This window comes from Trinickia sp., from assembly GCF_051953405.1.
Lineage (GTDB): Bacteria > Pseudomonadota > Gammaproteobacteria > Burkholderiales > Burkholderiaceae > Trinickia.
On record NZ_JBQCIV010000031.1, the window covers coordinates 1 to 11,548 of the forward strand.

Annotated in this window: 10 protein-coding genes; 6 read left to right on the top strand and 4 right to left on the bottom strand. The window is 64.7% G+C overall.

Annotated features, from left to right (window positions below):
- From ACTHN9_RS05060 to ACTHN9_RS05085, 6 genes are all read left to right on the top strand, one after another.
- Positions 1-583: DMT family transporter (locus tag ACTHN9_RS05060; RefSeq protein WP_440535655.1), on the top strand; the 583-nt coding region annotated here is incomplete at its 5' end.
- A 91-nt stretch (positions 584-674) separates the two neighbouring features.
- Positions 675-1,874, top strand: coding sequence for a PLP-dependent aminotransferase family protein (locus ACTHN9_RS05065; RefSeq protein WP_440535656.1), 1,200 nt, complete (start codon positions 675-677; stop codon positions 1,872-1,874).
- A 94-nt stretch (positions 1,875-1,968) separates the two neighbouring features.
- Positions 1,969-2,433 (top strand): RidA family protein, encoded by a 465-nt coding sequence (locus tag ACTHN9_RS05070; protein ID WP_440535657.1) that lies wholly within the window; start codon positions 1,969-1,971, stop codon positions 2,431-2,433.
- A gap of 42 nt (positions 2,434-2,475) precedes the next feature.
- Positions 2,476-3,360 carry a PhzF family phenazine biosynthesis protein gene (locus ACTHN9_RS05075; protein ID WP_440535658.1) on the top strand — a complete coding sequence of 295 codons (885 nt, stop codon included), beginning with the start codon at positions 2,476-2,478 and terminating at the stop codon, positions 3,358-3,360.
- 371 nt (positions 3,361-3,731) lie between these two features.
- Positions 3,732-6,089 (top strand): bifunctional diguanylate cyclase/phosphodiesterase, encoded by a 2,358-nt coding sequence (locus tag ACTHN9_RS05080; RefSeq protein WP_440535659.1) that lies wholly within the window; start codon positions 3,732-3,734, stop codon positions 6,087-6,089.
- A 51-nt stretch (positions 6,090-6,140) separates the two neighbouring features.
- A complete protein-coding gene (locus tag ACTHN9_RS05085) occupies positions 6,141-7,400 on the top strand; it encodes a chromate transporter (RefSeq protein ID WP_440535660.1) in 1,260 nt (419 codons plus the stop codon).
- A 43-nt stretch (positions 7,401-7,443) separates the two neighbouring features.
- On the opposite strand, the gene ACTHN9_RS05090 is transcribed toward ACTHN9_RS05085, so the two are convergent.
- From ACTHN9_RS05090 to parC, 4 genes are all read right to left on the bottom strand, one after another.
- Positions 7,444-7,977, bottom strand: coding sequence for a chromate transporter (locus ACTHN9_RS05090; protein WP_440535661.1), 534 nt, complete (start codon positions 7,975-7,977; stop codon positions 7,444-7,446).
- A complete protein-coding gene (locus tag ACTHN9_RS05095) occupies positions 7,959-8,543 on the bottom strand; it encodes a chromate transporter (RefSeq protein ID WP_440535662.1) in 585 nt (194 codons plus the stop codon). Before ACTHN9_RS05095 ends, ACTHN9_RS05090 begins: the two co-directional genes overlap by 19 nt.
- A gap of 131 nt (positions 8,544-8,674) precedes the next feature.
- Positions 8,675-9,133 carry a CopD family protein gene (locus ACTHN9_RS05100; protein ID WP_440535689.1) on the bottom strand — a complete coding sequence of 153 codons (459 nt, stop codon included), beginning with the start codon at positions 9,131-9,133 and terminating at the stop codon, positions 8,675-8,677.
- Between the two features lie 73 nt (positions 9,134-9,206).
- The gene (parC, locus tag ACTHN9_RS05105; RefSeq protein WP_440535663.1) at positions 9,207-11,522 is read right to left on the bottom strand and encodes a DNA topoisomerase IV subunit A; all 2,316 of its coding nucleotides are present in this window, start codon (positions 11,520-11,522) and stop codon (positions 9,207-9,209) included.
- Positions 11,523-11,548: the final 26 nt, after the last annotated feature.

An 11,548-nucleotide genomic window follows, 5' to 3' on the forward strand; every position in this document is an offset into this window, starting at 1 on the left:
GCCGTCGCCGGCGTTTTGGGCAAGCGCGGCCGTCGGCAGCGCCCTCGTCGTCGCCTATGCCCTGCACGCGGGCGGCGGTGCGTTCCAAGCGGGCGATCTATTCATGCTGGCGGCGGTCGCCGTCGGCGCGCTCGGCTATGCCGAAGGCGCACGCGTCGCACGCGAACTCGGCGGCTGGCAGGTGATCTGCTGGACACTCGTGCTGACGGCCCCGTTTCTCGTCGTGCCCGTGGCGTGGCTCGGCTGGCAGCAGCACCTGGCTCATCCGGGGCCGCTCGCGCTGCGCACGTGGCTCGCGTTCGGCTACGTGACCCTGTTCTCGCAATTCATCGGATTTTTCGCTTGGTACGCGGGATTGGCGATGGGCGGCACGGCGCGAGTGGGACAAGTTCAGCTATTACAGATATTCTTCACGATCGCATTCGCCTCGCTGTTCTTCGGCGAAACGGTCGCGCCGTCGACGTGGCTGTTCGCCGCCGCCGTCATCGCCACCGTGATGCTGGGCCGCAAGGCAGCCGTGCGCACGAGCCCGATACCGTCCAACACGACAAACGCAACGAACGCGACGAGACTTGCGCGATAATCGCGCTTCTCTCGTCTCGAAACGCTACCCGTGTTTCGGTATCGACGACGGAAACCCACTCAACCACCATCGAGGACTAAGGAGACGTTTCATGGATCACAGCGATCTGCCGCACACGACGAACTGGCGCATTTCCGAGCGCGCACGCAAACTCACGAGCTCGGCCATCCGCGAGATCCTGAAAGTCACCGAACGGCCCGAGGTCATCTCGTTCGCGGGCGGCTTGCCCTCGCCGGTCACCTTTCCCGTCGAGCGCATGCGCGAGGCGTGCGAGCGCGTCACGCGCGACGCGCCGGCCGCCGCGTTCCAATACAGCGCGACGGAAGGCTATGCACCGCTGCGCGAGTGGGTCGCCGCACGCTATTCCAAAAATGGCGTAACGATCCGCCCGAGCCAAGTGCTCATCGTGACGGGCTCGCAGCAAGCGCTCGATCTGCTCGGCAAGGTGCTGATCGATCCGGCCAGTCCCGTGCTCGTCGAAACGCCGACCTACCTCGGCGCGCTGCAATCGTTCTCGATGTACGAGCCGCGCTACGTGCAAGTGCCGACCGACGAAAACGGCCTCATCCCCGAAGGCTTGAGCCCGGCGTTGACCGAAGGCGCTCGCTTGCTGTACGCGCAACCGAACTTCCAAAACCCGACGGGCCGCCGTCTGCCGCTCGAACGCCGCCGGGCGCTGGCCGAATTCGCCCGCACGAGCCCGTTCCCCGTGATCGAGGACGATCCGTACGGCGCGCTCGACTACGCCGGCGCGCCGTTGCCGACGCTACTGTCGATGGCACCCGATCACGTCGTCCATTGCGGTTCGTTCTCGAAGGTGCTCGCACCGGGGCTGCGTCTGGGCTACATCATCGCGCCCGAGGAGCTGCATTTCAAACTCGTGCAAGCCAAGCAAGCCACCGATCTGCATACGCCGAGCTTCACGCAGCGCATCGTGCACGAAGTCGTCAAAGACGGCTTCCTCGACGAGCACATCCCGACGATCCGCGCGCTCTACCGCGATCAGTGCGCGGCGATGCTGTCGGCGCTCGAACGCCATATGCCCGAAGGCGTGACGTGGAACCGACCCGAAGGCGGCATGTTCATCTGGGCGAGCCTGCCGAAGCACATCGATACGATGAAGCTGCTCGAGGCGGCCATCGCCGAAAACGTCGCATTCGTACCGGGTGCGCCGTTCTATGCGAACGATGCCGATCACAGCGCACTGCGTCTGTCGTTCGTCACGGTGCCGCCGGCGCGCATCGACGAAGGGATCGCCCGCCTGGCCAAGCTGATCCGCGAGCGCCTGTAACCGTTCTCGCCCGCCCTCGTCGTCACGGCAAGGGCGGGCTCGGCGAAGCGCCGACTCTTTCAACCGAACCTCATCCAACGTTCAAGGAACCGACATGGCAAACCAAAACGTCTACGACAAGCTCAAGCAACTGGGCATCGAACTGCCCGCCAGCGCCACGCCGGCAGCGGCCTACGTCATGGCCGTGCAGACGGGCAACACCGTCTTCGTGTCGGGCCACACGGCCAAGAAGGACGGCAAGCCCTGGGTCGGCAAGCTCGGCGCGAACATGACGACCGACGAAGGCAAGGTCGCCGCCCGCTCGGTCGCCATCGATTTGCTCGCCACGCTGCATGCCCATACGGGCGACTTGAACCGCATCAAGCGCATCGTGAAGGTGATGAGCCTCGTGAATTCGACGCTCGAATACACCGAGCAACACCTCGTCACGAACGGCGCGTCCGAGCTGTTCGGCGAAATCTTCGGCGACGCCGGCAAGCATGCGCGCTCGGCATTCGGTGTCGCGCAAATCCCGACCGGTTCGTGCGTCGAGATCGAGCTGATCGCCGAGGTCGCTTAACTCGCCTATCGCGCCTTAACTCGCCTCGTTCGGAGCACGTCGATGAGCACGCGCCCAGTCCGCTTCAAGCAAGTCGACGTCTTCTCGCAAACGCCGTTCAAAGGCAACGCGCTGGCCGTCGTCTTCGACGCCGATGGCCTATCCGACAGCCAGATGCAAGCGATCGCCCGGTGGACGAACCTGTCGGAAACGACGTTCGTCTGCCAGCCGACCGATCCCTGCTCCGACTATCTCGTGCGCATCTTCACACCGGCGTACGAGCTGCCGTTCGCGGGCCATCCGACGCTCGGCACGGCGCACGCGCTGATCGAGAGCGGGTATCGGCCGCGACAACCGGGCCGGCTCGTTCAGCAATGCGGCGCCGGGCACATCGAGGTCGCGCTGCGCGACGACGGTTCGATGGCGTTCGCCGCGCCGCACGCGCGCATCGCGCCGCTTGGGGTCGACGATTTGCAGGCGCTCGAGGCCGCGCTCCGAAGCGATGAGATCGATTTCGTCGACATGGCGCCGTGCTGTATCGACAACGGCACCCCATGGTTGGCGGTAGGCCTCGCGACACCCGAGGCTTGCGTCTCGATCGCCCCCGATCCGGCCGCCATGGCGCGGATCGTACAAAAAGTAGGGATGACGGGGCTCGCGTTTTACGCACCGCACGCGCCGAGCGGCCCGGCGACGCTCGAAGTGCGCTGCATCGTCATCGACAGCGAGTTCGCCATCTACGAAGATCCCGTCACCGGCAGCGCCAACGCGGGCCTCGCCTGCCTGTTCGACCTGCACGGGCGCCGGCCTGGCGCCCGTTATACGGTGCGGCAAGGCACGGCGATCGGCCGCGAGGGGCGCGTGGCCGTCGAGTATGGCGAGAACGGCGCCATTTGGATCGGCGGACACTCGACCACCCTCGTCGACGGCACCTTCCAGCGGCCCTGAGGCTGCCCGCACGCCCCATTTCTCGCTCTCGCCAAGCACCTGACAGTCTGCCGAGAGCCAGCCGCCCCCGGCGGCTGGCGCCGGTCTTCCATGACGCGAAATACCCATTTGAGCTAAGCGGCCGTCGCGGCATCCGTCCTCGCGGCCGGCTGCGCGCGCCGAGCATGCGGCTTGCGCCTTGCAAGACGCGGCTGCACGGGCGAGCCCGACGTCGGTAAAGGCAAAAGAGGAATACCATTGCCGAAATCGTGCCTGCCGCGACGAACGTTTACCCGATAAACGGACGCTATCTTAATTTTTATCCATTCAGTAATATCCTCGATGAGGAACGTCTGCGGTATTCGAAGCCTGCCCAATCACCTACTGCCCCGATGAATTTCGCCCGGCTTCATTCCACGAGAGACACCCGCACGCGATCGAACGCCGCGGGCTCACGCCGTCGCGCGCTGATCGCGATCCCGGCGTTGGGGGTGCTCGTGCTCGCGCTGCTGTGGACGGTGATTTCGGCGCGGCTGTCGGTCGAACGCGATTCCACTTACCGGGAGGCGACGGCGTCGGCCGCGATTCTTTCCGCCGCGCTCGAGCAGCACACCGTCAAGGCGATTCACCAAGTCGATCAGATCACCCGTTTCGTCAAGTACGAGTACGAAAAGAGCCCCGGACGCTTCGATTTGGCCGGCACGGTCGAAAAAGGCGTCGTGCAAAGCGATACGCTCGTGCAAGTGTCGATCATCAACGAGCACGGCATTCTGACCTCCAGCACGGCCGAGCCCAACCCGACGCCGATCGACTTGTCCGATCGCGAGCACTTCAAAGTGCACGAGCACGAAAACGACGACCAGCTCTACATCAGTAAGCCGGTGCTCGGCCGCGTATCGCACCAGTGGACGCTGCAGATGACCCGCCGCTTGAACCACCCGGACGGATCGTTCGCCGGCGTCGTGGTCGTCTCGGAGGATCCGAGCTACTTCACCAGCGATTTCTACAACAACGCGGCGATAGGCAAGGACGGCGTGATCGCGGTCATCTCCGACAACGGCGCGGTGCTCGCGCGCCGCACCGGCATCGCCCGCGACCCGGCCGGCGCGTTCTCGGCCAGCGGCACTTACCCCATCTCCGAACACGTCTCGGGTACGATGGTCGATCCGATCGACCACGTGCGGCGCATCGTCTCGTACCGGCACATCGACGGCTACCCAATGGGCGTGCTCGTCGGGTTGTCCGAGGCGGAAGAATTCGCCGACTACAACCATACGCGCAACGTCTACCTGCTGATGGCGAGCTTCATCTCGCTAGCGATGCTGGGCTTCTTCGCCGTCGCGACAGGGCTCATCGGCAAGCTGCTGGGCCGCGAGCGCGAAATGACGCACCTTGTCGAATACGATTTGCTCACGGGCCTGCGCAATCGTTACGCCACGATGCAAGGACTACGACAGGACGTAGGCGACCCAAGCAACGTCGGACGGCTCGCGATTCTGTTCATCGATCTCGATAACTTCAAGACCGTCAACGACACGCTCGGGCACAATGCCGGCGACATCGTCCTGCAGATGACCGCCTCGCGCCTATCGGACGCCGTCGGCGCCACGGGCGTGCTGTCGCGGATCGGCGGAGACGAATTCGTCGTCGTGCTCAAGGGCGGCGACGTCGAACGCCAAGCCGTGCAACTGGCCGAGAACCTGCGGGAAATGTTCGAGCACCCGTTCGACGTGCGCGGCACCTCGTTCGTCCTGCACGCGAGCATCGGCATCGCCCTGTACTCGGTCGGCAGCGAAAGCGAAATCGACCTGCTGAAAAAGGCCGACCTCGCCATGTACAGCGCGAAGGATGCCGGCAAAAATTGCTATCAGTTCTACTCGCCGCATTTGTCGCACCGCGCCGATCATCTGATGCAGTGGGAACAGCAGCTACGCGTGGCGCTAGGCGACAATCAACTCTTCCTCGTGTACCAGCCGAAGATCGATCTCGCACGGCGCTGCATTACGGGCTTCGAAGCGCTGGCGCGCTGGAACCATCCGCAGCAAGGCGTCATCTCCGCCAGCGAGTTCATCCCCGTGGCCGAATCGACGGGCCTCATCGTGCCGATCGGCGACTTCGTGATCGAAACCGCCTGCCGCCAATTGGCGGCGTGGCAACGCGACGGCTACGAATCGCTGTCGCTCGCCGTCAACATCTCCGCGGTACAGTTCTGGCGTGGCGATTTGTACGAGACGATTTCGCGCGCCATCGAAGACACCGGCATCGCCGCCCACCGGCTCGAACTCGAGATCACCGAGACGGCGATGATGGAGTATCCCGAACTCGTCTCCGAGAAAATCGTGGCGCTCAAGCGGCTCGGTGTCGGCATCGCCCTCGACGATTTCGGCACCGGCTATTCGTCGCTGTCGTACTTGAACCGGTTCTCGGTCGACACGTTGAAGGTCGACCGCTCGTTCGTCCAAGCGATCCCGGCCGACCGCAGCGTGTGCGTCATGGTGTCCGCGATCGTCAATCTAGCGCGCTCGCTCGGCTTGACCGTGGTCGTCGAAGGCACGGAAACCGAGGAGCAGATCGCCTGGCTCTCGGCGCTCGGCAACATTCAAGCGCAGGGCTTCCTGTTCTCGCGGCCGGTGCCGGCGGACGGCATTCCCGCGTTGCTGGAGCGCTTCGGCGTATGCGACACGCAACAGCCGTTCGGTGCGCCGGGGCAGAGCCAGAAGAACACGAGCACAAGCAAACAATCGGCGTAAGCGCGCGAGCGCGCTGGCGCACGATGCAGGAGCGAACGGAAGGACCGACCGATGGCCGATGCGAACACGCGCCGCAGACGCACTGCGCGCGCCGCGCGTACCGCCGCTACCCCCGAGACAGCGGCGCATGCCGAACCGGCGCGCAGCGCGGGCCTTGAGCCGCTGTGGACGCTGTTTCGCGTCGTCTTCGCCCTGTCGGCGCTTTCCTGGGGCGGGCTTGCGCTGATGGCCCAGCTCGAACTTCATTACGTCGTGCGCGAGCGGCGCTTCACCCAAGTCCAATACTCCGATTTCGTCGCGCTCTCCTGGATGACACCGGGGGCCGTGGGTTGCAGCGTCGCCGTGCAAGTCGGCTATGCCCTGCGCGGGCGCTTAGGCGCGTGCATCGCCGGCATCGCCGCCGTGCTGCCGTTTTTCTGCACGATGACGGCCTTGGCCACCTTCTATCAAGCCTCATTCATTCACACGCTCGCGGCGCCCGGCTTGATCGATCATTTCGCCGTCGTCCTGGCGGTCCTGATCGGCATTACCTGGTACCGGCAAACGCGCGTGCTCGTGCACGAACCGCTGGAATGGGTAGCGGCGGTGCTCGCGTGCATCGTCTTGCTGACAGTCCACGGCACCGCTTCGTTCGTGCTGTTGCTCGCAGCCGCGTTCTCGGCCGGCTGGCTGGCAAGCCCGGCGCGCGGCGGCAAGCTGGAGATCTCGCTCGGGCCGGTGGACAAGCTCTTCGCGCTCGCGGTGCTCGCCCTGATCGCGCTGTTCGCGGCACCGTTCCCGGCCGATTACGCAGGCCACCTCCTGTGGCCGCGTCTGGCTGGCGCCGGCATGACGCTGTTCGGCGGCGGGTTTTCCGCGCTGCCCGTACTGAAGGCGTTGTTCGAAACGCCGGAGGTCGGCATCACCGCTCGCGAGTTCACCCTCGCCTTCGCGCTCTCGCCGGCCTCCCCGGGCCCGCTGCTCAATGTCGTGCCGTTTCTCGGCTATCTCGTGCACGGCTGGGTGGGCGCGGTGACGGCCACGCTGTCGATGTTCGTGCCCTCCGGCATGCTGATCGTCTTCGCGCGCCGGCATCTGCATCGGCTCGAAGCGAACGCGCGCTTCGAACACGGCATGCGCGTGCTGCGCGCCTCGACGACCGCCTTTCTGCTGACGGCCGTCGTGCGTATCGGCGAGCACTTGCCTCATGAGCCCGCGCACATCGTGACGGCCGCTTTCGCGCTCGTGTGTCTGGCGCGATTCAAAATGCCCGTGTATGCGGTCTATGCGATCGTTGCCGCGACCTACGGCGCCGCGCATCTGCTTCGCTAGGCCTCATGCGTCATGCGTCGGTGCGGCTGCGTGGGGGTGGGGCTCACGCGTAACCGAGCACGCCGAGCAGCGCGCCCGCCGCGATCAGCCAAAGCGGATTGAGTTTCGTGCTGAGCCCGACGGCCACCGTCGCAATCGTCAAGGCAACGGTCGCCGCCGAACGGTCGGCACCTTGCGCCAGAATCGCCCCCGTTGCCAACAGCAGACCGATCGTCAAGGGCGCGAGCGCCCGCCGGAAAACCGTCATCCAGCGTGCCTCGCGGTGTGCGCCCGTGTAATGTTCGAACGCCAGCGCGAAGACCGACGAGGGACCGCACATCGCCAACGTCGAAACGATCGCGCCGGCAAGGCCCGCGACCTGCCAGCCGAACAGCGCGACAAACAGGACGTTCGGCCCCGGCGACGCCTGAGAGATCGCGAACAGTGCGGTGAACGTCGTATCGTCGATCCAATGATGCTGATCGACGAGAAACCGGTGCATTTCCGGCACGACCGCCGTCGCACCGCCGAACGCGATCGCCGACACCAGCGCGAAGCGCCATGCAAGCTCGAATAGGATCATCGCCGAGCCCGCCATTCGACGACGAGCGCGGCGGGAATCAGCACAAGCATGACCCAGCCGAGCGGCAAATGGAGGATGCCGACGGCTGTCAGCGACAACAACCCGAACACGAGCCCGCGCGCCGTCCGGGGCTGGCTCTGCGCGAGCTTGACGCCCGTCATCAGTACGAGCCCCGCAGCCACGGCCATCATCCCGCGTAGCGCGCCTTGCACGGCGGGCATCGCACCGAAGCGATGGTAGAGTGCGCCCAGCACGAGCACGATGACGAACGGCGCGGACATCAAACCGGTGGCCGCCGCCAGCGAACCGCGCCAACCCGCGTGCCGATAGCCGACGATCACAGCCATGTTGCAGATGTTGGGGCCAGGGAGAATCTGCCCGATCGCGAGCAGTTCGGCAAATTCGCGGTCGTCCAACCACCGTCGCCGATCGACGAGCATCCGTCGAGCCCAGGGCATGACGCCGCCGAAGCCGTACAGGCTCATTTCGGCGAACGTACGGAACAGCGCCGAAGGCGAAATGCGCGGCGCAAGGCCTAAGCCGTCGCTTTGCGCATGCGTCGGTGAATCGGAGGGGGGCATCGTCGGATTACCCGTAAAGCCTTAAGTATCGCGCAATGCGCTCGCGAGCGGCTTGCCTGCAACATGCGGTAATCGTTGCGGGCGCACCGACCGCCCGCTACACGGTCTACGGTTGTCCGATCGAACGCCCTTCAGAACCCGCGCGACAGCACGGCCGCGACGATCGTCGCGATGCCGAGCACGAGATTGGCCAGGACGAGCCGGCGCATCACGTCGACGGCACGCGCCCCGTCCGGCCAGCGCTGCGCTTGCACGGCACGACGAATGCGCGGGAACACCGCAAAGCGCACATGCCCGAAGATCAGCATCATCACGACGCCCAGCGCCGCCATGAGGTGAATTTGCCAAGGCGCCTTCGCCCCGCCGAAGCGCATCATCATGAAGCCACCCGAAATCAGAATGGCGATCACGGATGCGCCGATCCAATTGAAGAACCGGCCGAATACCGCCTCGATCAACGGCAACCGAAGCTGAGGCGACACGTCGGCCAGCGCCGGACGCAGACAAAAATGCGCGAACACCATGCCGCCGATCCAAACGGCGACAGCGGCCAAGTGTGCGAACAGTGCAACGTCGATCGCAATCGACAATGACATAGGAGTCTCCAAGAATGGGAGCGTAACGTTCCGGCGCCCACAAGCGAGCGCCGGTCATGCCCGAGCCTCAATCCAGCGAGGGCCGCAATGCCGTGATCTTCAAACGCGTATCCGGGGCGCGTCCGCGGCGCGCGCGCTTGCCGACGTGAGGCGCGAGCGCACTACCCGCGAGCCGCTCTTCCTGCGCCTTGCCACCGCGCCCCGTTCCAAGGAGCACGACGCCGACCGGTGTGATGGCCAAAGCCTGCGCCAACTTCTCACCCTCGTCGAGCCCCATTAGGATGATGCCTCGGCCACCGGCCGTGAGCGATTTCATTTCGTCGAAGCCGAACACGGCCAGGCGTCCTGTGCTCGACAAGCATGCCACTTGGCTCGCTTGTGGCAGCACGGGCATCGGCGCCAACGGTTGCGCCCCTTCGTCGATCGTCATGAACGACTTGCCGGCCTTGACGCGGCTCACCATGTCGCCAACGCGCGCAACGAACCCATACCCGTTGCTCGACGCGAGCAGCAGCAACTGCTCCACGCTGGCCGCGTAGTAGTGCATGAGGTGCGTCCCCGCTTCGAGATCGATGAACGACGTCACCGGCGCACCGTCGCCGCGCCCGCCCGGCAACGCCGACACGGGAACCGAGTACACGCGCCCCTTGCTGCCCCACGCGATCAGCATGTCGGGCGTGCGGCATTGGAACGCTGCGTACAAGCTATCGCCGTCCTTGAACGTGAAGCTGGCCACGTCGAGCCCGTGCCCCTTGAGCGCACGCACCCAGCCGCGCTGCGACACGACCACCGTCACCGGCTCGTCGACCACACGCGCTTCGAACGTCGCGCGCTTTTCTTGCTGAATCAACGTGCGCCGCTCGTCGCCGTATTGCTTGGCGTCGCTTTCGATCTCCTTGATGATTTGGCGCTTCATCGAGGATTCGTTCGCGAGCAGCTCTTCGAGCTTGGTCTTCTCTTCACGCAGAGCGGCGAGTTCCTTCTCGATCTTGATCTTCTCGAGCCGCGCCAATTGCCGCAGCCGGATTTCGAGAATGTCTTCGGCTTGCCGCTCGCTCAAACCGAACGCGCTCATCAACGCCGCCTTCGGCTCATCCGATTCGCGGATGATGCGGATGACCTCGTCGATATTCAGGAAGACGATCATCCGGCCTTCGAGAATATGGATGCGATCGTCGACCTTCGTCAACCGGTGCCGCGTCCGGCGCGTGACCGTCGCGAAGCGGAATCCGATCCACTCGTGCAGGATCTCGGCGATCCCTTTTTGCCGGGGGCGTCCGTCGGCTCCGATCATGACAAGGTTCAGCGCCGCGTTCGATTCGAGGCTCGTATGCGCGAGCAAAGAATGGACGAATTCGGTCTGGTCGATGCGGCTCGACTTCGGCTCGAACACGAGCCGCACCGGCGCGTCCTTACCCGATTCGTCGCGCACGGCATCGAGCAGCGCGAGCATCGTTTGCTTCGTTTGCAGCTGTTCGGGCGTGAGCGATTTCTTGCCGAGCTTGATCTTCGGATTCGTGAGTTCTTCGATTTCCTCGAGCACCTTCTGGCCCGAGGTACTGGGCGGCAATTCGGTCACGACGAGTTGCCATTGGCCGCGCGCGAGATCTTCGATCTTCCAGCGTGCCCGCACCTTCAGGCTGCCGCGTCCCGTCTCGTAGGCCGCCGCAATTTCGGCCGCGCTCGAGATGATCTGACCGCCGCCGGGGAAATCGGGCCCGGGCATGATTTCCATCAACTCCGCATGCGAGATCTTCGGGTGGCGGATCATCGCTACCGCCGCGGCGGCGACTTCGCGCAGATTGTGCGAAGGAATTTCCGTCGCCAAGCCCACAGCGATACCCGACGCGCCGTTAAGAAGCAGGAACGGCAAACGCGCGGGCAACAGCTTCGGCTCCTGAAACGAACCGTCGTAGTTCGGCGCGAAATCGACGGTGCCCTCGTCGATCTCTTCGAGCAGCAGCTTCGCGATCGGCGTCAGGCGGGCTTCCGTGTATCGCATCGCCGCCGCGCCGTCGCCGTCGCGCGAACCGAAGTTACCCTGGCCGTCGATGAGCGGATAGCGCATCGAAAAATCTTGTGCCAGGCGAACGAGCGCATCGTAGGCCGATTGATCGCCGTGCGGGTGATACTTGCCGAGCACGTCGCCGACGACGCGTGCGGATTTGACAGGCTTCGCGTCGGCCGCGAGGCCCATTTCGTTCATCGCGAACAGAATGCGGCGTTGCACGGGCTTTTGTCCGTCGCAAACGTCGGGCAGCGCACGGCCTTTGACGACGCTCACCGCGTAGTCGAGATAAGCGCGCTCGGCGTAGTGACCGAGCGTCAGCGACTCGCCGTCGGGCGTCGCAGCCGGTGCGAACAGATCGTCTTGTTGATCCATCGAGAATATTGTCCGTGTTTAGGGGA

What these genes read in the sequence shown, in the direction of transcription:
- ACTHN9_RS05065 (WP_440535656.1), top strand. Translation starts at nt 675, where the DNA reads ATGGATCACAGCGATCTGCCGCACACGACGAACTGGCGCATTTCCGAG.
- ACTHN9_RS05070 (WP_440535657.1), top strand. Translation starts at nt 1,969, where the DNA reads ATGGCAAACCAAAACGTCTACGACAAGCTCAAGCAACTGGGCATCGAA.
- ACTHN9_RS05075 (WP_440535658.1), top strand. Translation starts at nt 2,476, where the DNA reads ATGAGCACGCGCCCAGTCCGCTTCAAGCAAGTCGACGTCTTCTCGCAA.
- ACTHN9_RS05080 (WP_440535659.1), top strand. Translation starts at nt 3,732, where the DNA reads ATGAATTTCGCCCGGCTTCATTCCACGAGAGACACCCGCACGCGATCG.
- ACTHN9_RS05085 (WP_440535660.1), top strand. Translation starts at nt 6,141, where the DNA reads ATGGCCGATGCGAACACGCGCCGCAGACGCACTGCGCGCGCCGCGCGT.
- ACTHN9_RS05090 (WP_440535661.1), bottom strand. Translation starts at nt 7,977, where the DNA reads ATGGCGGGCTCGGCGATGATCCTATTCGAGCTTGCATGGCGCTTCGCG.
- ACTHN9_RS05095 (WP_440535662.1), bottom strand. Translation starts at nt 8,543, where the DNA reads ATGCCCCCCTCCGATTCACCGACGCATGCGCAAAGCGACGGCTTAGGC.
- parC (WP_440535663.1), bottom strand. Translation starts at nt 11,522, where the DNA reads ATGGATCAACAAGACGATCTGTTCGCACCGGCTGCGACGCCCGACGGC.